General features: G+C 45.7%; 17 protein-coding genes. 4 read left to right on the top strand and 13 right to left on the bottom strand.

The genetic code is table 11. The features are described 5' to 3' along the window. The first annotated feature begins 64 nt into the window (after positions 1 to 64). The 3 genes from PL85_RS05165 to PL85_RS05155 all read left to right on the top strand — a co-directional run bounded on the left by PL85_RS05165 (position 65) and on the right by PL85_RS05155 (position 3,948). A complete protein-coding gene (locus tag PL85_RS05165; protein ID WP_013857940.1) occupies positions 65 to 952 on the top strand; it encodes a DMT family transporter in 888 nt (295 codons plus the stop codon). A 156-nt stretch (positions 953 to 1,108) separates the two neighbouring features. Next, complete coding sequence (gpmM, locus tag PL85_RS05160; RefSeq protein WP_013857941.1) at positions 1,109 to 2,641, top strand: 2,3-bisphosphoglycerate-independent phosphoglycerate mutase; 1,533 nt, start codon at positions 1,109 to 1,111, stop codon at positions 2,639 to 2,641. Between the two features lie 221 nt (positions 2,642 to 2,862). Continuing rightward, positions 2,863 to 3,948 (top strand): murein hydrolase activator EnvC family protein, encoded by a 1,086-nt coding sequence (locus PL85_RS05155; RefSeq protein WP_231140426.1) that lies wholly within the window; start codon positions 2,863 to 2,865, stop codon positions 3,946 to 3,948. A gap of 37 nt (positions 3,949 to 3,985) precedes the next feature. Here the strand turns inward: PL85_RS05155 and PL85_RS05150 are convergent, their stop codons facing one another. From PL85_RS05150 to nudC, 4 genes are all read right to left on the bottom strand, one after another. After that, positions 3,986 to 4,948: a DHH family phosphoesterase gene (locus PL85_RS05150; RefSeq protein WP_115339456.1), complete on the bottom strand. Its 963-nt coding sequence runs from the start codon at positions 4,946 to 4,948 to the stop codon at positions 3,986 to 3,988. A gap of 89 nt (positions 4,949 to 5,037) precedes the next feature. Further along, positions 5,038 to 5,676: a TetR/AcrR family transcriptional regulator gene (locus PL85_RS05145; protein WP_013857945.1), complete on the bottom strand. Its 639-nt coding sequence runs from the start codon at positions 5,674 to 5,676 to the stop codon at positions 5,038 to 5,040. A 101-nt stretch (positions 5,677 to 5,777) separates the two neighbouring features. Beyond that, complete coding sequence (hemE, locus tag PL85_RS05140; RefSeq protein WP_064624220.1) at positions 5,778 to 6,845, bottom strand: uroporphyrinogen decarboxylase; 1,068 nt, start codon at positions 6,843 to 6,845, stop codon at positions 5,778 to 5,780. A 249-nt stretch (positions 6,846 to 7,094) separates the two neighbouring features. Beyond that, the gene (gene nudC / locus PL85_RS05135; protein ID WP_170889804.1) at positions 7,095 to 7,880 is read right to left on the bottom strand and encodes an NAD(+) diphosphatase; all 786 of its coding nucleotides are present in this window, start codon (positions 7,878 to 7,880) and stop codon (positions 7,095 to 7,097) included. A gap of 180 nt (positions 7,881 to 8,060) precedes the next feature. Here nudC and PL85_RS05130 point away from each other — a divergent pair, with 180 nt between their 5' ends. Then, positions 8,061 to 8,555, top strand: a complete 495-nt coding sequence (locus PL85_RS05130) for an Rsd/AlgQ family anti-sigma factor (RefSeq protein ID WP_013857948.1) — start codon at positions 8,061 to 8,063, stop codon at positions 8,553 to 8,555. A 90-nt stretch (positions 8,556 to 8,645) separates the two neighbouring features. Here PL85_RS05130 and rpoC read toward each other — a convergent pair whose 3' ends face one another. The 9 genes from rpoC to PL85_RS05085 all read right to left on the bottom strand — a co-directional run bounded on the left by rpoC (position 8,646) and on the right by PL85_RS05085 (position 20,931). Then, entirely contained in the window at positions 8,646 to 12,848 is a 4,203-nt protein-coding gene (gene rpoC, locus PL85_RS05125; RefSeq protein ID WP_013857949.1) for a DNA-directed RNA polymerase subunit beta', read from the bottom strand. A gap of 79 nt (positions 12,849 to 12,927) precedes the next feature. Further along, positions 12,928 to 16,956, bottom strand: coding sequence for a DNA-directed RNA polymerase subunit beta (gene rpoB / locus PL85_RS05120; protein WP_115339455.1), 4,029 nt, complete (start codon positions 16,954 to 16,956; stop codon positions 12,928 to 12,930). Between the two features lie 252 nt (positions 16,957 to 17,208). After that, positions 17,209 to 17,574, bottom strand: coding sequence for a 50S ribosomal protein L7/L12 (gene rplL, locus PL85_RS05115; RefSeq protein WP_010318962.1), 366 nt, complete (start codon positions 17,572 to 17,574; stop codon positions 17,209 to 17,211). A gap of 60 nt (positions 17,575 to 17,634) precedes the next feature. After that, on the bottom strand, positions 17,635 to 18,123 hold the full coding sequence (rplJ, locus tag PL85_RS05110; RefSeq protein ID WP_115339454.1) for a 50S ribosomal protein L10: 489 nt from the start codon (positions 18,121 to 18,123) through the stop codon (positions 17,635 to 17,637). A 288-nt stretch (positions 18,124 to 18,411) separates the two neighbouring features. Continuing rightward, on the bottom strand, positions 18,412 to 19,113 hold the full coding sequence (gene rplA, locus PL85_RS05105; RefSeq protein ID WP_096035909.1) for a 50S ribosomal protein L1: 702 nt from the start codon (positions 19,111 to 19,113) through the stop codon (positions 18,412 to 18,414). 4 nt (positions 19,114 to 19,117) lie between these two features. Then, on the bottom strand, positions 19,118 to 19,546 hold the full coding sequence (gene rplK / locus PL85_RS05100) for a 50S ribosomal protein L11 (RefSeq protein ID WP_010318965.1): 429 nt from the start codon (positions 19,544 to 19,546) through the stop codon (positions 19,118 to 19,120). Positions 19,547 to 19,679: 133 nt separating this feature from the next. Continuing rightward, the gene (gene nusG, locus PL85_RS05095; RefSeq protein ID WP_013857954.1) at positions 19,680 to 20,228 is read right to left on the bottom strand and encodes a transcription termination/antitermination protein NusG; all 549 of its coding nucleotides are present in this window, start codon (positions 20,226 to 20,228) and stop codon (positions 19,680 to 19,682) included. A 12-nt stretch (positions 20,229 to 20,240) separates the two neighbouring features. Beyond that, on the bottom strand, positions 20,241 to 20,621 hold the full coding sequence (secE, locus tag PL85_RS05090; RefSeq protein ID WP_026027616.1) for a preprotein translocase subunit SecE: 381 nt from the start codon (positions 20,619 to 20,621) through the stop codon (positions 20,241 to 20,243). A gap of 253 nt (positions 20,622 to 20,874) precedes the next feature. Then, the gene (locus tag PL85_RS05085; protein WP_080440902.1) at positions 20,875 to 20,931 is read right to left on the bottom strand and encodes a hypothetical protein; all 57 of its coding nucleotides are present in this window, start codon (positions 20,929 to 20,931) and stop codon (positions 20,875 to 20,877) included. Positions 20,932 to 20,940 lie beyond the last annotated feature (9 nt).

The following is a 20,940-nucleotide window of genomic DNA, read 5'->3' as shown; positions in this document are numbered from 1 at the left end:
TCCCTTTGTTTTCCCCTAGCGCTTAAGGCATATTGAGATCCTTCCCTCGTTCAAGGATGTTTACATGGGCTACGAATGGCTCGCGCTTGCTGCCGCGTTTCTTTGGGCAGTAGCCAGTTTACTGTCTGTTACTCCCGCTCGCCATTTAGGAACCTTTGCTTATAGCCGTTGGCGGATGGGCTGTACTTCTCTCATTTTAGTGAGCATGGCGTTGGCAACTGGCGGCTGGGCAACGGTAAACAGCGAGATGGTAACACCCATGATGTATTCGGGGTTGATTGGCATATTCATTGGCGATACGGCGCTGTTTGCGTGTTTAAATCGCATGGGGCCAAGACAAGCGGGTTTGCTCTTTTCCTGCCATGCCGTTTTTTCGGCCATTCTCGGCTATTTTTTATTCAGCGAAAGCATGAGCCATGCAGAGCTAGTGGGCGCGACTTTTGTCTTTTCAGGCGTTCTAACGGCCATCTTTTTTGGCCGCCGAGGGCAAAATCATAATGCATTGGAAGCAATTAAAGGCCGAGTATGGGTTGGCATTGCACTTGGCCTTATCGCGGCTCTATGCCAAGCATTGGGTGGGATCATCGCCAAACCTGTGATGCAAACGGGGATCGACCCCATCGCCGCTTCCGCGATTCGAATGCTCACCGCCTTCACCGCACACTGCTTACTGTTGGCTACTGGTGCAAAATTAGCACGCGCCACTCAAGCCATTACGCTGCCCATTTTTACCATTACCGCCATCAACGGTTTTCTTGCGATGGCGGTCGGAATGACGTTAATTCTCTACGCACTGCGTGAAGGCAACGTGGGTATGGTGGCCCTGCTCTCCTCAACCACGCCCATCATGTTGTTGCCTATTTTATGGATGTATACCAAACAGCGGCCCAACCGCTTCGCTTGGTGCGGCGCACTGTTTGCCGTGCTTGGGACGGGAATTTTAGTTTATTAAATGGCGCTAAAAAGGCACCGATGTTGATCAATAGGCTACCTTTATAGGCATTGATAGGGAGAATCATTGATCTTAACCTACTGCAATCGCTTCAAAGTGTAGTAAAATTACGCTAATTTCTGTTTAAGTTACTTTGAATTTGACGAGGTCATAACTATGTCAGCTAAGAAGCCAATGGCTTTAGTAATTCTTGACGGTTGGGGTTACCGTGAAGATAACGCACACAACGCAATCAGCAATGCACATACTCCAGTCATGGATAGCTTAATTGCAAACAACCCAAACACTCTGATTTCTGCTTCTGGTATGGATGTAGGTTTACCGGATGGTCAAATGGGTAACTCAGAAGTCGGTCACACCAATATCGGTGCTGGTCGTATTGTTTACCAAGACCTGACACGCATTACTAAATCAATTCTTGATGGTGAATTCCAACAAAACGAAGTGTTAGTCAACGCGATGGATAAAGCAATCAAAGCGGGCAAAGCGGTTCACCTATTGGGGCTAATGTCGCCAGGTGGTGTTCACTCGCATGAAGATCATATCTACGCTGCCGTTGAAATGGCTGCTGCCCGTGGCGCTGAGAAAATCTACCTCCACTGCTTCCTTGATGGCCGTGATACGCCACCACGCAGTGCCGAAGCCTCATTGCAACGCTTCCAAGACCTATTTTCTAAATTAGGTAAAGGTCGTATCGCCTCACTGATTGGTCGTTACTACGCCATGGATCGCGATAACAACTGGGAACGCGTACAAAAAGCTTACGACCTATTGGTTGAAGCCAAAGCAGAATTTACTTTTGATTCCGCCGTGGCAGGCCTTGAAGCCGCTTATGCACGTGAAGAAAATGATGAATTTGTTAAAGCGACAGAAATCAAAGCTGAAGGCCAAGACTCTGCTGCGATTGAAGATGGCGATGCCGTGATTTTCATGAACTACCGCGCCGACCGTGCACGTGAAATTACTCGTGCCTTCATACCAGATTTCAACGGGTTTGAACGTGCAAAGTTCCCAGCAATTGACTTTGTGATGCTAACCCAATACGCCGCCGACATTCCTCTGCTGTGCGCATTTCCACCAGCATCACTAGAAAACACCTACGGTGAGTGGCTATCAAAGGCGGGTAAAACTCAGTTGCGCATCTCTGAAACAGAAAAATACGCGCACGTCACCTTCTTCTTTAACGGTGGTGTTGAGAACGAATTCCCGGGCGAAGAGCGCCAATTGGTTGCTTCACCTAAAGTGGCAACTTACGATCTGCAACCGGAAATGAGCGCGCCTGAACTGACTGAAAAACTCGTTGCGGCAATCAAATCGGGTAAATACGATGCGATTATCTGTAACTACCCGAACGGCGATATGGTTGGTCATACCGGTATTTACGAAGCGGCCGTGAAAGCATGTGAAGCGCTTGATGAGTGTATCGGAAAAGTGGTTGAAGCGATTAAAGAAGTCGATGGCCAGCTACTGATCACCGCAGACCACGGCAATGCAGAAATGATGGTGAACCCAGAAACAGGGGGCATTCATACCGCACATACCAATCTGCCAGTGCCGCTTATCTACGTCGGTAGCAAAGATCTTAAGCTAAAAGATGGTGGTAAGCTTTCTGACCTAGCACCAACGATGCTTGCTCTATCGAACATGGACATCCCGGCAGAAATGTCTGGTCAAGTGTTGTTTAAATAACTCACCAACCACGTGATATTGAGCCTCGATCAATATCGAGGCTTTTTTTCACCCAAGAACTCGATTTGATTGCAAGTTTTGACATAGGGCTTTCGCCTCGCGGATGGCTTTGAGTATACTGACTCACTAATTTGTCGATAGAGACTTGAAAACGGATGAGAAACAAGCCTTCACCACACCCACTTACTATAACGACTTGGTGGCATGCACTTAGCCTAGTGATGGTGTTAGGGCTAGCTTGCCTCTCCAGCTCACCGTTAATGGCTGCCACACAACAAGAGCTAAAAGGGGTGAAAGGCGAAATTTCTCGTCAGCAGCAAGCGTTAAATAATCGACAAAAAGAGCTCGATTCGTTGCAAAATGCGCTTAAAAAGCAAGAAGTGGGCATTTCAAGTCTAGAAAATCAGATCAAAAACACCAAATCAGAATTAGTAGTGGCCAACGCTAATATCGCTAAACTCAAGCAAAAGATCACGGCCTTAGAAACACAACAAACACAACAAACCGCCAAATTAGCTCAACTGATCAAAACCTATTACGCCACTCAGCGAGCGACAGCCTCATCCAACATACTCAATAATGGCGTGGAAGAAGATCGCATCAGCCAGTATTACCAACACTTGGCGAAGGCGCGCAGCCAAACCATCCAACAGCTTGAACTTACGCAAAAAGAACTCAATGAAAGTGAAAAACAGCTGCGACTTGAACGAGACCAAATCGCTTCTCTATTAGAACAGCAGACCCAAAAGCGCGCTACATTGGCAAAAACGCAGTCAGAACGACGCAGTACAGTGGGTAAAATTCAAAAAAGCATTTCCGGTGATAAAGTCTACTTAGCGGAATTGCAACGCAATGAAACGCGATTACAAGCGGAAATCGCCAAAGCAGCAAAACGTAACGCTGTGCTAATGGATGGGTTAGCACCGCAAAAAGGCAAGCTACCTTGGCCAGTCAAAGGTAAAATCCTGCATGCTTTTGGTACACGTCAAAGTGGACAAATTGACTGGAAAGGTCTAGTCATTGACGCCAATTATGGTCAAAACGTCAAAGCGGTTTATTCTGGCACGGTCGTGTTTGCTGAATATCTACGTGGTTATGGGCTGGTGGTTTTGCTCGATCATGGCAAAGGCGATATGACCTTATACGGCTTTAACCAAAGTTTGCTCAAAAAAGAGGGCGATAAAGTCACCGCCGGTGAAACCATTGCTTTAGCGGGAGACACTGGCGGTCAATCTCAGCCAGCGCTCTATTTCGAAATTCGTCGCAACAGTAAAGCCGAAGACCCAACACGCTGGCTCAGTCGCTAGCAAAACACATCCATCACCCTGTTAATCCGAACGAGCGTTAGTGTGATGAATAGTACGCTTCTACTTGAGTAATGAATTGGGTCAATTGTCTTTTATCCAACGAATTAATACCCGCCGCCGCTTCTCGCCCGCCTCCGGTTGCAAAGGCGCTGCATAACCTATCCGCTCCCTGTTTATTGGCTAATGGAGCACGTAGCGAAACGGTATAACCACCCGATAAATTTACCGTTAAAACCATATGTGCCGCGGCAGGTGCTTGATTGGCTAGCCAATTACTAAACACACCACTCACTCGCTGTGATGATGCACAGTCTGGCAGCTCGTATACGCTCAAACAGGCACTTTTATAGATAGGCTCTAACGACTGAGCAAGCTGCATATCTTGCTCATAAGCGTGCTGCAAATGATAAAAAGGGGAGTTGTCATCCTTCATTAAATCAAACGGTGAAGGATAAACTAGCAAGGCTTGGTACAAATCAGCGGGGTGATAATGAAGCTGCTCTATCGTCTCTCCATAACCGTTATAGTTAATCAAGGTGCCTAAGTTTTTTAGTTGTTCAGCTTGAGTGGTAGTTAGCCCCGCGTTGCGCGTTAAAGTATCCGCTTTAGCAATCAAATTATCGCCATAAGCTGCCACAATCGCCCACTCATGGAACGGACCACCTAACCATTGATCAATAATTAATGCCGTACAAGTATTAGGGTCCAAATCAATATGGGCGTCAAGCAGCGGAGTCTCGGGGATTGAGCCTGCATAGTGATGATCGGCATAAAACACCGTCACCCCCGCCGCAAGAGCCTGCTGTAAAGGTTGCTGATTCTTCTCCATCGAAATATCTAACACGGTCAGACTATCTCGGGATTGAAGATTAAGACGCTGGAGCAATTTGATATCACGCTTAACCCCAGTAACTAGGGTCGTCGTGCGAGGGTAAGCAAGCCGCAGCTGAAGAAGAGAGATGATGCCATCAGCATCACCGTTAAAAACGTCATAGTGCATATCAACACCACCCTTAGAGATGTATAGCTAACAAGCTAACAGCTTCAAAGGATTAAGAACAATACTCAAAGGTTATAACTAAGCACACATTATGATGCGTGCATCGCCCGCACACCTTCCTCTAATAATAGAAGCTGTTCAAGACCTTGTTCCGTTGCTTTGGGTTTAACGACTGCGATCATCTGTAGCATGCCTTGATGAATCACTTGCTCGGTGATCTGCGTTTTGGAAAACATCGCTGACTGATAACTCAACCAACACGAGGCCGTCATATGGAGAGTGGTCACTAAAGATTGCATATCTTCTTTCCCGACAGACAGCAATTTCAGCTCAACAAAAGCGTGCATAATATTAATGAGATTAGTTTGCAGCTTTTCTTGTACTTGAATGTACTCACCATGTAGTACTTCATCACGCTGCAGGATTTCCGGTAAATTGGCATAGAAAAAACGGTATTTCCACATCAAAGTGAAGATCGAATCAAGATAATGCTTTAACAGAGTTAAGCTTTCGCGCTGTGCCGCAATCGGCTGAAAACGTTCGAGTAACTCTGCTGAATAGAGAGCAAAAATATCACGAACAATTTCTTGTTTATTACGAAAGTGATAATACAAATTACCTGGGCTGATTTCGATATGTGCTGCGATATGGTTAGTGGTCACCGTTCTTTCACCATGTTCATTAAACAGCGCTAATGCAGCATAAACGATCTTATCTTTGGTCTTCATCTTGTCTTATTACCTCTTTACCTCTGTGAACCTGCTCCTATCAAATAACAGGATGAGAGTGAGAAACGGTGCATTATCGGCGATAAGGCACCGCAAACCTATTATTGATGGTACGGTTTAGACAAGGCGTGCACCGCATCAACAAATATGCCCGCATTTTCCGGTGGCACATCTAAATGGATACCGTGTCCGAGGTTAAAGACATGGCCCGTTCCACCATGGCCGAACCCTTCAAGAATGGTCGCCACTTCTTCGCGAATACGATCATGCGGAGCATAAAGCATGGATGGGTCCATATTGCCTTGCAGCGCCACCTTGTCACCGATACGCGCTTTGGCGTCGGCAATATTGATGGTCCAATCAAGCCCTACAGCATCACAACCCGTTGCAGCAATCTGCTCCAACCACATGCCACCGTTTTTGGTAAACAGAGTGACGGGTACGCGGCGACCTTCATTTTCACGAATTAAACCATCCACAATTTTGTGCATATACTGTAGTGAAAAGAGGTTGTAGTCGCGCGGCGTCAGTACTCCGCCCCAAGTATCAAAGATCATAACAGACTGAGCACCCGCTTTGATTTGTGCGTTGAGGTATTCAATAACACTGTCTGCCAGTTTATCGAGCAAGGCGTGCAGCACGCTAGGATCGGCGTACATCATTTTTTTGATCTTAGTGAAGGCTTTTGAGCTGCCACCTTCCACCATATAAGTCGCGAGTGTCCATGGGCTGCCTGAAAAACCGATCAGTGGAACTTCACCTTGTAGATCTTTGCGGATCTGGCGCACGGCATTCATCACATATTGCAGTTCGCCTTCCGGATCCGGTAAGCCAATTTTATCGACATCGGCTTTACAAGTGATCGGGCGTTCAAACTTTGGCCCTTCTCCCGCTTCAAAATACAAACCCAATCCCATGGCGTCAGGAATGGTTAAAATATCAGAAAATAAAATAGCGGCATCTAGTGGAAAGCGACGTAATGGCTGTAATGTCACTTCAGAAGCTAACTCAGCATTTTTACACAGCGCCATAAAATCGCCCGCTTCGGCACGCGTTGCGCGATACTCTGGCAGGTAACGTCCTGCTTGGCGCATCATCCATACAGGGGTGCAATCGACAGGTTGTTTTAACAGTGCACGCAAGTAGCGATCATTTTTTAATTCAGTCATTCCGTCTTCCAATTTAAAGCTTGTTATTTTTTGTGGCGTTATTCTAGCACTGAATAAGCGCCAAAAACGGTGTGCTTTGCAAGCGAGATCATGTTATTAACTTTTAAATCAATGGTTAATTTGCAAGCAACCTTTAACGGTGTTAAAAATTTGTTCGCTAGCGAAAACTATAATTATAAACTGAGTACTCTGTACTCGGCATCTCATAACGACATCTTACTTACCCCCTCCTTCACCGGAGGGTTTTTTTTAGCAATGCGGCAGTGAATCTTTCTCGATTTCGCTTAACGTGTGCTCTATTAATGCTCTGGCTATCGTCCCTTCGGGCGCAACGGGAGGCAAAGCACTTGCTAAAAACCATTGCGCATCACTCAATTCACTATAGTCGGGTTTTATCGTGCCAGAGTCATATTCCGCCACAAAGCCCATCATCATACTCGATGGAAATGCCCAAGGCTGGCTACCAAAATAGTGAATATTTTTCACATGAATCCCCGTTTCTTCAAGCACTTCACGTGCCACGCACTGCTCTAACGTCTCCCCGACCTCTAAAAAACCAGCAATAACGGTATACATGCCGTTACGATGCCTTGGGTGCTGGGCCAATAAAATTTTATCCTGATTTCGTACCGCGACAATAATGCAAGGAAAGATACGCGGATAATGTAACGTTCGACACTCAGAACATTGCATCGCCAATTGGTTATGGTTTAGGTAATTTCGCCCGCCACATTGTGGACAAAAACGTAACGTTTGGCTCATGTGACCATATTGAAGCGCCTTGCTGATCGCCAAAAACAGTTCTGGTTTGAGATGCAACAATTCGCGTAATGAAGTCATTTCTCGCTCGCCATCAAGATCGGCATCATTAACCCACATCACTGGGTAACCATCACAACTATCTACCACCACCGCTTTTTCTAAAGGCAGGGAATATTCGCCCGCAGATCCTAGCGGTAACTCACCATTTATGGTCCAGATCTCACTTCCGGAAACTACACACCAATAAGCGATTTTTGTATCACTATTTTTCAACATGTTGCGACCTCTCTTCTTGCAGTTACCCCATTTTACTGGCAATCTAAATTCATACCAGAATTTGTAACGTTCCAAATTTAGTTCTATAAATTCTAGTAAGGACAATGAGTTGTATCTACGAAGTGCAACCCTACGCAAAGGAAACGGTCACCAGCTTTGTGACCCGATCATGAGGGCATGGTCATGCTAAAAAAACTAAAACGCACACAAGAGCAATGGGGCGGTTACAGTGACGTTATTGATCACTGGTTAAACACGCGACAAACCTTAATTGTAGAGTATTGCAAATTAGCCGCGCTGCAACCTTGCACCGCCAAAACGAATGTTAACGGGCTTCCCTCGCCAGAAGAGCTGCAACGTTTTTGCCAACAACTGGTGGATTATATTTCCGAAGGTCACTTCAAAATCTACGATATGGTGATGGATAGGTGGCGTGCAACTGGCTTTGAAGCCACCGATGAAATTAATCAGACTTATGGAAAAATTATTGTTACTACCGAGCCGTTACTCAATTTTACAGATAAATACGCGGCAGTGAGTGATGAGGATGATCTCGAAAACTTTGACAACGACCTTTCGCTAATTGGTGAAATTATTGAGGTGCGTTTTGGAGTGGAAGATAGTTTGATTCAACTTATCGCGGACAGCTTGGCTATCCCTCCTGGTGCTTAATATTGAATATTTTGCTGTAATCATTCGCGTAGATTAATTAAGCGCAACAAAAAAGGCACCCGAAGGTGCCTTTTTTAATCAGCGCTGAGATTACTCTTCAGAAGAGAAACCTGCGTTTAGCAGTGCCGCTAGGTTATCTGTCGCTTGTTCAGCAGACGGGCCTTTTAGCTGTGCCGCACGTTTAGCTTGACGCTCTTGGTGGTAAGCGAAACCTGTACCCGCTGGGATCAGACGACCAACGATTACGTTTTCTTTCAGACCGCGAAGATCATCTCGTTTACCAGAAACAGCCGCTTCTGTTAGTACGCGAGTTGTCTCTTGGAACGATGCCGCAGAGATGAACGATTCAGTCGCTAGAGATGCTTTAGTAATACCTAGTAGCTCACGCTCGAAACGAGCAGGCTGTTTGCCTTCGGCTTCTAGGTTACGGTTTGCAACTTTCACTTGTGAGTATTCAACTTGCTCACCCGCTAGGAACTCAGAGTCGCCAGCATGAGTAATCGTACACTTACGTAGCATTTGACGAACGATAGTTTCAATGTGCTTATCGTTAATCTTAACGCCTTGCAGACGGTAAACTTCTTGAACTTCGTTAGCGATGTAAGACGTTACAGCATGGATACCACGTAAACGTAGGATATCGTGCGGAGTCTCAGGACCATCAGCAATAACGTCACCACGTTCGATCTTCTCACCTTCAAACACGTTAAGTTGACGATGCTTAGGAATCATTTCTTCATAAGTTTCGTCACCCTCACGAGTGATGATTAGACGACGTTTACCTTTGGTTTCTTTACCAAAGCTCACAGTACCTGTGTGCTCAGCAAGAATCGCAGGCTCTTTTGGTCGACGAGCTTCAAACAAGTCAGCTACGCGAGGTAGACCACCCGTGATGTCTCGGTTACCGCCAGATTTTTGTGGAATACGCGCTAATGTGTCACCAATACCAACTTCAGCACCATCTTCGATGTTAACGATCGCTTTACCTGGTAAGAAGTATTGAGCTGGCATATCAGTACCAGGGATCATGACATCTTTACCTTTCGCATCAACAAGTTTGATAGCTGGACGCATATCTTTACCTGCTGCTGGACGAGCGGCAGCTTCGGTTACTTCGCTTGAAGATAGACCCGTTAGGTCATCTGTTTGGCGAGAAACCGTTACACCATCAATCATATCAACGAATTGGATGCGACCAGCCACTTCAGTGATGATTGGCATGGTGTGCGCTTCCCAGTTAGCCACTGTTTGACCAGCTTCAACCGCGTCGTTATCACCTTTACTCAACACAGAGCCGTAAGGCAGTTTGTGTTTTTCTTTCGTGCGACCAAATTCATCAATGATAGTCAGCTCTGATGCACGAGATGTGATAACCAGCTTCTTATCTTTGTTGATAACGAACTTAGCGTTGTGAAGTTTCACAGAACCTTTGTTCTTCGCTTGGATGCTGTTCTCTGCCGCAGCAGTAGAAGCCGCACCACCGATGTGGAACGTACGCATCGTTAACTGTGTACCCGGCTCACCGATAGATTGAGCAGCAATAACACCGACTGCCTCACCTTGGTTCACTAGGTGACCACGAGCAAGGTCACGACCGTAACATAGCGCACAACAGCCGAAGTCCGCATCACAGGTTACCACTGAGCGTACTTTCATATTATCGACAGAGTTTTCATCGATAATCTGACACCACTTCTCATCAATCAGAGTATTACGTGGGATAAGTACTTCTTCAGTGCCTGGCTTCATCACATCCTCAGCCACAACACGACCAAGAGCCAGTTCAGTTAAAGAAACTTTAACATCACCACCCTCGATATGAGGCATCATGTCGACACCTTCTTGAGTGCCACAGTCATGCTCTGTCACCACAACGTCTTGTGCAACGTCTACTAAACGACGAGTCAGGTAACCTGAGTTCGCTGTTTTAAGTGCAGTATCGGCTAGACCCTTACGTGCGCCGTGGGTAGAGATAAAGTACTGTAGTACGTTCAGGCCTTCTTTAAAGTTTGCTGTGATAGGCGTTTCGATGATTGAACCATCTGGACGCGCCATCAGACCACGCATACCTGCAAGCTGACGAATCTGAGCAGCAGAACCACGAGCACCCGAGTCAGCCATCATATAGATGCTGTTAAACGATTCTTGTTGTTCTTCTACACCATCACGGTTGATCACGGTTTCAGAAGATAGGTTATCCATCATCGCTTTCGCAACACGGTCGTTGGTAGACGCCCAGATATCGATAACTTTGTTGTAACGCTCACCCGCCGTAACAAGACCTGATTGGAACTGTTCTTGGATTTCGCGTACTTCTTCTTCAGCTTCAGCAATTTCAGTGTATTTCGCTGCTGGTACAACCATGTCGTCGATACCAACTGACACGCCTGACAGTGCTGCATAAGCAAAACCGGTGTACATGATTTGGTCAGCAAATACGACCGTATCTTTCAAACCAAGCTTACGATACGCTTCGTTTAATAGATTTGAGATCTGTTTCTTACCAAGCTTCTGGTTCACGATGCTGTATGGCAGGCCTTTAGGCACGATTTGCCATAGCATGGCACGACCGACAGTCGTATCGACCATTTTAGTCTCAGTCGTGCTGTAACCATCTTCATCAACAACGGTTTCAGTGATACGTACTTTAACGCGTGCGTGTAGCGCCGCTGTCTTAGTACGGTATGCCTTCTCAGCCTCTTTAGGGCCAGCCAGGTACATACCTTCACCTTGTGCGTTGATTTTTTCGCGAGTCATGTAGTACAGACCCAAGACCACGTCCTGTGAAGGTACGATGATAGGGTCGCCTGATGCTGGCGATAGAATGTTGTTCGTCGACATCATCAGTGTACGAGCTTCAAGCTGTGCTTCTAAAGTTAGAGGCACGTGAACCGCCATTTGGTCACCATCGAAGTCAGCGTTATACGCCGCACACACAAGTGGGTGCAGTTGAATCGCTTTACCTTCAATCAGTACAGGTTCGAACGCTTGAATACCAAGACGGTGCAGTGTTGGTGCACGGTTTAGTAGTACTGGGTGTTCACGAATCACTTCGTCTAGGATATCCCAAACAACCGCTTCTTCACGCTCAACCATTTTCTTAGCTGCCTTGATCGTCGTGGCCATGCCGCGAGTTTCTAACTTGCTGTAGATAAATGGTTTAAATAGCTCAAGTGCCATCTTCTTAGGAAGACCACACTGGTGCAGACGTAAATATGGACCTACTGTGATTACAGAACGGCCTGAGTAGTCTACACGTTTACCAAGTAAGTTCTGACGGAAACGACCTTGTTTACCCTTGATCATATCAGCAAGAGATTTCAGAGGACGCTTGTTAGAACCTGTGATCGCACGACCGCGACGACCGTTATCAAGTAGCGCATCAACAGACTCTTGCAGCATACGCTTTTCGTTGCGTACGATGATGTCCGGAGCTGCTAGCTCTAGAAGGCGCTTCAAACGGTTGTTACGGTTGATTACACGGCGGTACAAATCGTTCAGATCAGATGTCGCAAAACGACCGCCATCTAGTGGTACTAGAGGACGTAGATCTGGCGGAAGTACCGGAAGCACAGTCAGGATCATCCACTCAGGGTTATTACCTGAGCTGATAAACGCTTCAACAAGCTTCAGACGCTTAGTCAGTTTTTTGCGTTTAGTTTCAGAGTTAGTGGTTTGTAACTCCTCACGCATCATCTCTGTTTCAGCGACAAGATCCATTGAACCCAATAGGTCTTTGATCGCTTCTGCGCCCATCTTCGCCGTGAACTCATCGCCCCACTCTTCTAGACGGTCAAGATACTCTTCTTCAGTAAGCATCTGACTCTTTTCTAGATCCGTCATACCCGGCTCTGTTACTACATACATTTCGAAGTAAAGAACACGTTCGATATCACGTAGAGGGATATCCATTAGCAGACCGATACGAGACGGTAGCGATTTTAGGAACCAGATGTGAGCAACCGGTGATGCAAGCTCGATGTGGCCCATACGGTCACGACGAACTTTAGTTTGTGTAACTTCAACGCCACATTTTTCACAGATCACGCCACGGTGTTTCAGACGCTTATATTTACCACAAAGACATTCGTAGTCTTTGACTGGACCAAAAATACGCGCACAGAACAGACCATCACGTTCAGGCTTGAACGTACGATAGTTGATCGTTTCAGGTTTTTTAACTTCACCAAAAGACCATGAACGAATCATGTCAGGTGAAGATAGACCGATTTTGATTGCATCAAATTCTTCGGTCTTATGCTGTGCTTTTAGAAAGTTTAATAAGTCTTTCACAATCAGCTCCTGTAAGGAGTTAAAAGGCGCTCGGCGAGCGCCTTTCTACCAGGATAATCCAGAGGGTTTACCGCCAAGATTACTCTTCGTCTTCTAGCTCGATGTTGATACCTAGCGAGCGGATCTCTTTCAGCAATACGTTGAAAGACTCTGGCATGCCAGGTTCCATGCTATGGTTACCATCAACGATGTTCTTATACATCTTCGTACGACCGTTAACGTCATCTGACTTAACAGTAAGCATTTCTTGTAGTGTATATGCAGCACCGTATGCTTCTAGTGCCCACACTTCCATCTCACCGAAACGCTGACCACCGAACTGAGCTTTACCACCAAGTGGTTGCTGAGTTACTAGGCTGTACGAACCTGTTGAACGAGCGTGCATCTTGTCATCAACAAGGTGGTTCAGTTTGAGCATGTACATGTAACCGACAGTTACAGGACGCTCGAATGCATCACCAGTACGACCATCAAACAGTGTTAGCTGACCAGAAGTTGGTAGGTCGGCTAGGCTTAATAGTTCTTTGATTGATGCTTCTGACGCACCATCAAATACTGGAGTTGCAATCGGTAAACCACCACGAAGGTTGTTCACAAGAGTACGAACATCACCATCAGACAGAGCAGCAATATCTACTTTCTGACGCGTATCGCCAAGATCATAAACCTTCTGTAAGAACTCACGCTGCTTAGACAGCTCTTGTTGTTCTTTAACCATTTGGTTGATCTTGTCACCAATACCTTTTGCAGCCAGACCTAAGTGAACTTCAAGGATCTGACCGATGTTCATACGTGACGGTACACCTAGTGGGTTTAATACGATATCAACCGGCTGACCGTTTTCATCGTAAGGCATGTCTTCAACAGGGTTGATCTTAGAGATTACACCCTTGTTACCGTGACGACCTGCCATCTTATCACCAGGCTGGATACGACGTTTCACCGCTAGGTAAACTTTAACAATCTTCAGAACGCCAGGCGCTAGATCATCACCTTGAGTGATTTTACGACGTTTCGCTTCGAACTTCTTATCGAAGTCAGCTTTTAGCTCATCCCATTGCTCAGCAAGCTGTTCAAGTTGAGATTGTAGCTCGTCGTTTTCTAGTGTTTGTTCTAGCCATTTCTTACGATCAATCGCATCAAGCTTCGCTTCAGAATAGCCACCATTGATCAGTACAGCTTTCACACGCGCTAGTAGACCACCTTCAAGAATTTGGAACTCTTCGGTAAGGTCTTTCTTCGCTTCTTTTAGCTGCATGTGTTCAATTTCAAGCGCACGCTTGTCTTTCTCTACGCCATCGCGAGTGAAAACTTGAACATCGATAATGGTACCTGAAACAGAGTTTGGTACACGCAGTGACGTATCTTTAACATCAGAGGCTTTTTCACCGAAGATTGCACGTAGTAGCTTCTCTTCTGGAGTTAGCTGAGTTTCGCCTTTCGGCGTTACTTTACCAACTAGGATGTCACCACCCTTAACTTCAGCACCAATGTAAACGATACCTGACTCGTCTAGTTTAGACAGAGCCGATTCACCTACGTTTGGAATATCCGCTGTGATCTCTTCAGAGCCCAGCTTAGTATCACGAGCCACACAAGAAAGTTCTTGGATGTGGATAGTCGTGAAACGGTCTTCTTGAACCACGCGCTCAGATACTAAGATCGAGTCTTCGAAGTTATAACCATTCCAAGGCATGAATGCGATACGCATGTTTTGACCAAGCGCTAGCTCACCAAGGTCTGTTGAAGGACCATCAGCAAGGACATCACCGCGAGCTACAGGTTCACCTGGCATCACAGTAGGACGTTGGTTAATACATGTGTTTTGGTTCGAACGTGTGTATTTAGTTAGGTTGTAAATGTCGATACCCGCTTCACCAGATACAAGTTCATCTTCATTAACTTTAACTACGATACGAGACGCATCAACTGACTGCACCATACCGCCACGTTTGGCAACGGCAGTTACACCAGAGTCAACCGCTACATTACGTTCGATACCAGTACCAACCAACGGCTTCTCAGCGCGTAACGTTGGAACCGCTTGACGTTGCATGTTCGCACCCATCAATGCACGGTTCGCATCATCGTGCTCTAGGAACGGGATAAGCGAAGCGGCGATTGATACGACCTGGTTGGTCGCAACGTCCATGTAGTCAACATGTTCACGAGGGTGAAGACCAGATTCACCTTTTTGACGAGCTGTGATCAGCTCATCTGCAAACGTACCTTCTTCAGTCAGAATGGCGTTTGCCTGCGCGATAACAAATTGACCTTCTTGGATAGCTGACAAGTAATCAACTTCATCAGTCACCACACCATCAACAACACGACGGTACGGAGTTTCTAGGAAACCGTATTCGTTACAACGTGCAAATGCTGACAATGAGTTAATCAGACCGATGTTCGGACCTTCTGGCGTTTCGATCGGACATAGACGACCGTAGTGAGTTACGTGTACGTCACGTACCTCAAAGCCAGCACGCTCACGAGTTAGACCACCAGGACCCAATGCAGAAATACGACGTTTGTGCGTCACTTCTGAAAGTGGGTTGTTCTGGTCCATAAACTGAGAAAGCTGTGAAGAACCGAAGAATTCTTTAACGGCTGCAGAGATAGGCTTCGCATTGATCAAATCTTGAGGCATGATCGCATCAAGATCGCCAAGGCTTAAGCGCTCTTTCACTGCACGTTCAACACGCACAAGACCTACGCGGAATTGGTTTTCAGCCATTTCACCAACAGAGCGAATACGACGGTTGCCAAGGTGGTCGATATCGTCCACTTCGCCAATGCCGTTACGAATGGCGATCAACTTCTTCATCACTTCGATGATGTCAGTTTCGTCAAGCGTACCAAGCTCGCCGGTATCTTCACGCTCAATTGAGCTGTTGAACTTCATACGGCCTACTGTTGATAGGTCATAGCGTTCTTCTGAGAAGAATAGGCTTTCAAACAGCGATTCGGCTGCTTCTTTTGTTGGTGGCTCGCCAGGGCGCATCATGCGGTAGATTTCTACTAGCGCAGAAATACGATCAACCGTACTGTCGATGCGGAGCGTCTCAGACACAAATGGACCATGATCAAGATCGTTCGTAAATAGAACTTCAAGTTTCTTATAGCCCGCTTGTGAAAGATTCGCTAATGCTTCCAAGCTAATTTCTTGGTTTGCGCTAACGATGACTTCACCAGTTGCTTCATTGACATAATCTTTAGAAGCGACTTTACCTACGATGTACTCAACGGGTACTTCGATAAAATCAACGTTATCTTTTTCTAGTTGACGAATATGACGAGCCGTTACACGACGACCTTTTTCGACATAAACGGTACCATTTGCTTCAATATCAAATGACGCTGTTTCGCCACGCAGGCGCTCAGGTACCAACTCCATAAGAAGAGTTTGGTCTTTGACTTCAAACTTCACTTTTTCGAAGAACAGATCCAAGATCTCTTCTGTCGATTTACCAAGTGCACGAAGAATGATCGATGCAGGCAGTTTACGACGACGGTCAATACGCACGTATAGGTTATCTTTTGGATCAAACTCAAAATCTAACCATGAACCACGGTAAGGGATAATACGTGCGTTATAAAGAACTTTACCTGATGAGTGAGTTTTACCCTTATCGCTGTCGAAGAATACGCCTGGGCTTCGGTGCAGCTGGGATACGATAACCCTCTCAGTACCATTAATTACGAAGGTACCATTGTCTGTCATGAGTGGAATTTCACCCATGTAGACTTCTTGTTCTTTAATATCTTTTACAGTACCTGCTGGCGCGTCTTTATCAAAGATCACTAGGCGTAGTTTTACGCGTAGTGGCTTAGAATAAGTTACACCACGAATTTGACATTCTTTAACGTCAAAAACTGGCTCACCAAGACGATAGCTAACGTATTGCAGCTCAGAATTGCCGTTATAGCTCTGAATAGGAAATACAGAACGAAAAGCAGCCTCAAGACCGTATTGTCCTTCAGGATCCTGTTCGATAAACTTGTCGAACGAATCGAGCTGGATCGATAGCAGGTATGGAATGTCCAACACTTGTGGACGAGTACCAAAGTCCTTACGGATGCGCTTTTTCTCGGTATAAGAGTAAACCATGGGGTTCCTCAGCTCGCTGATAAGTGACCCAAACTGCCCACCAATTATTCAAAAATAAAGGGTCATAGGACAGTGACTAACAGCTGTTTACTGTAGTAACACAACATCACTCAAAAATGATAGTTTGTGTGCTTTTGCACGAGTATAAGCGTCTAAACAGCGGGAAAATTCACCCATACCCTACAGCGCAAAAAGGCCGGTGGTCAATAAACCACCAGCCATTAGCCTTGCGGCTAAGAAATTAAGTAATAATTACTTAACTTCAACAGTCGCACCAGCTTCTTCTAGCTCTTTCTTAAGTGCGTCAGCTTCTGCTTGAGAAACTGCTTCTTTAATTGCAGCTGGAGCGCCGTCAACTAGAGCTTTAGCTTCTTTAAGACCTAGGCCAGTTGCGCCACGTACTGCTTTGATTACAGATACTTTGTTTGCGCCAGCAGCAGTTAGGATTACGTCGAATTCAGTTTGCTCTTCAACAGCTGCTGCTGCTGGGCCGCCTGCAACTACTGCAGCTGCAGCAGAAACACCGAACTTCTCTTCCATAGCAGAGATAAGTTCAACAACTTGCATTACAGACATTTCTGCAACTGCATCTAGGATTTGCTCGTTAGTAATAGACATAACAATTCTCTTTTAAGTCAACAATAAGTTTATTTAGCAAACAATAAAAAGCAATGCGAATTACGCAGCTTCTTTTTGATCGCGGACAGCAGCGATAGTACGTACCAGCTTGCCAGCAGAAGCTTCTTTCATGCACATCATTAGGCGTGCGATTGCTTCGTCGTAAGTTGGTAGTGTCGCTAGTAGTTCAGCGTCAGTTAATGCGCCTTCAAATGCAGCTGCTTTGATTTCAAAGTGCTTGTTCTCTCTAGCGAAGTCTTTAAAAAGACGCGCTGCAGCACCTGGATGCTCGTTAGAGAATGCGATCAAAGTAGGACCTACGAATACGTCTTGTAGACATTCGTAAGCTGTGCCTTCCACTGCGCGACGTGCTAGAGTATTACGAACAACTCTCATGTAAACACCCGCTTCACGAGCTTGTTTACGTAGAAAAGTCATCGCGCCTACTTGAACGCCACGAGAGTCAGCAACAACTGCAGAAAGTGCACCACTGGCCGCTTCGTTGACTTCAGCAACAATTGCTTGTTTGTCTTGAAGGTTTAAAGCCATCTTGGATTTACTCCTGGTTGTCGTTACACCACTCACTATTATCACAACAGTGAGAGTTATTTCGGTGCAGTCCCAGAAGAAAGTTTATCTATTCAAAAAATAAATTATGCTTTCTGTCAGTTCGGGCACCATCTACGTAGGTACGATTAAGTCATTTATCAAACAGACAAATAACGCCTACGGTCTTGGACGGAGACTGGGTCATAGTTCTAAGAACTAAAATCAGCCCCAACCACAAATATTAGGCGCAGAATTATACACAAATTCCACACCTAATCAAATGTATTATTACGCTTGAGCGTTTAGCGTGTTCTGATCAACAGCAACACCAGCACCCATCGTAGTAGAAATGCTTACTTTCTTCAGGTAAGTACCCTTAGCAGAAGAAGGTTTCGCTTTCTTAAGTGCAACTAGAAGAGCTTCTAAGTTCTCTTGAAGTTGGTTAGTTTCGAAAGAAACTTTACCGATAGTTGTGTGGATGATGCCGTTTTTGTCGTTACGGTAACGAACCTGACCTGCTTTAGCGTTCTTAACCGCTTCAGCAACGTTAGGAGTTACAGTACCAACTTTAGGGTTTGGCATTAGACCGCGAGGACCAAGAATGGTACCTAGTTGACCTACAACGCGCATTGCATCTGGAGAAGCAACAACAACGTCAAAGTTCATTTCGCCTTTCTTCACTAGCTCAGCTAGATCTTCCATACCCACTAAATCTGCACCAGCAGCTTTAGCCGCGTCAGCGTTTGCACCTTGAGTGAACACTGCAACACGTACTTCACGACCAGTACCGTGTGGCAGAACAGTTGCACCACGTACGTTTTGGTCAGATTTACGAGCATCAATGCCAAGGTTCACAGCAACGTCTACAGACTCAACGAATTTAGCCGTTGCAAGTTCTTTAAGAAGAGCTACAGCTTCGTTGATTTCGTATTCTTTAGTTGCGTCAACTTTCTCACGGATAGTGCGCATACGCTTAGTTAGTTTTGCCATGATATTAACCCTCTACCACTAAGCCCATTGAACGAGCAGTACCCGCAATAGAACGTTTCATCGCTTCAATGTCAGCACCAGTCATATCAGCCGCTTTCGCTTCTGCAATTTCTTGGATTTGAGCATCAGTAACCGTACCCACTTTTTCAGTGTTTGGACGGCCTGAACCAGACTTGATGCCTGCAGCTTTCTTCAGAAGAACAGCCGCTGGAGCAGTCTTAGTTACGAACGTGAAAGAACGGTCGCTGTATACAGTGATAACAACTGGAGTAGGCAAGCCTTTCTCCATTGATTCTGTTCTTGCGTTGAACGCTTTACAGAATTCCATGATGTTAACGCCACGTTGACCTAGTGCAGGACCAACTGGTGGACTTGGGTTCGCCATACCAGATGCAACTTGCAACTTGATATAAGCTTCAACTTTCTTAGCCATGATATTTCCTAAATGTGGGTACAAACGCCAATCAGCTGATCAGCTCCCCGGTTACTTTGTCATAAAGACGTGTAAATAAGGCGCGAAATTATAATCACATTTCACGCCCTTAACAACCCTAAAAGGTGTTTTTTTAATCAAGCTTATCGACTTGGCCAAACTCAAGTTCAACAGGAGTTGCACGACCAAAGATAGATACTGACACTTTAATGCGGCTCTTCTCGTAATCCACTTCTTCAACGGTGCCGTTGAAATCAGCAAATGGACCTTCATTAACACGAACCACTTCACCTGCTTCAAACATCGTCTTAGGACGCGGAGCTTCGCTCGCTTTCTCTAGACGATTAAGAATCGCATCGGCTTCTTTGTCAGTGATAGGTGCAGGACGATCGGAGGTTCCACCAATGAAACCCATTACACGAGGAACACTACGAACTAAGTGCCAGGACTCATCATTCATGAGCATCTGTACCAATACATAGCCTGGGAAGAACTTGCGCTCACTTTTACGGCGTTGACCTGCACGCATTTCAACAACTTCTTCGGTTGGAACAAGAACTTCACCGAAGAATTCTTCCATTGCGTGCATCTTGATATGCTCACGCAGCGATTGCGCTACGCGACCTTCAAATCCAGAGAAGGCTTGAACTACATACCAGCGTTTTTTAGGAGCTTCACTCATGTATTAAACCCTCTATACCCCAGTCACGAAAGCGACAAGACGAACCATAATGCCGTCGATGCCCCAAAGTGCTAGAGCCATTACGATACTTACAGCTAAAACGATTAATGTTGTTTGCATGGTTTCTTGACGTGTCGGCCATACCACTTTGCGAACTTCCATACGAGATTCACGCGCAAACGCAATCGCCGCTTTTCCTTTTGTGGTTGTCGCAGCAACACCGAGTGCTGCAATAATCAGCGCAACCACACCTGCAGCGCGAAGCACTACAGACATTTCACCATACAGGTAATTACCCACAACAGCGGCAGCTAACAGAGCAAAAGTGACAATCCACTTAAATGTGTCTGCTGCACTTGAGCTATCAGGAATTTCAGCATTGTTTGCTTTCATAAACCAACCTGTTACAAGTCTTAACATAGACGACAACAACCCCGCTGTTGCAGGGCAAATCCATAGCACAGGTAAAGCTACCTATACATACTCATCAAGATAGAAATGTCTCTATCTTAAATCCTTTGCACTGGCTTTATCGACCAACAAATCGACAACGGCCAAATTTAGTGCAGAAAAAGGGCATCAAATGATGCCCTTTTTGGTAGTCGTTAGTCAAATACTATTCGTATTTAAACGGCTAAATCAGCAATTAAGCGATAACTTTAGCAACAACACCAGCACCTACTGTACGACCACCTTCACGGATCGCGAAACG

The sequence above is a fragment of the Vibrio anguillarum genome, from assembly GCF_001989995.2.
Taxonomy (GTDB): domain Bacteria; phylum Pseudomonadota; class Gammaproteobacteria; order Enterobacterales; family Vibrionaceae; genus Vibrio; species Vibrio anguillarum.
The sequence above is the reverse complement of the archived record's forward strand: the minus strand, read 5'-3'. Positions and strand labels throughout refer to the sequence as shown.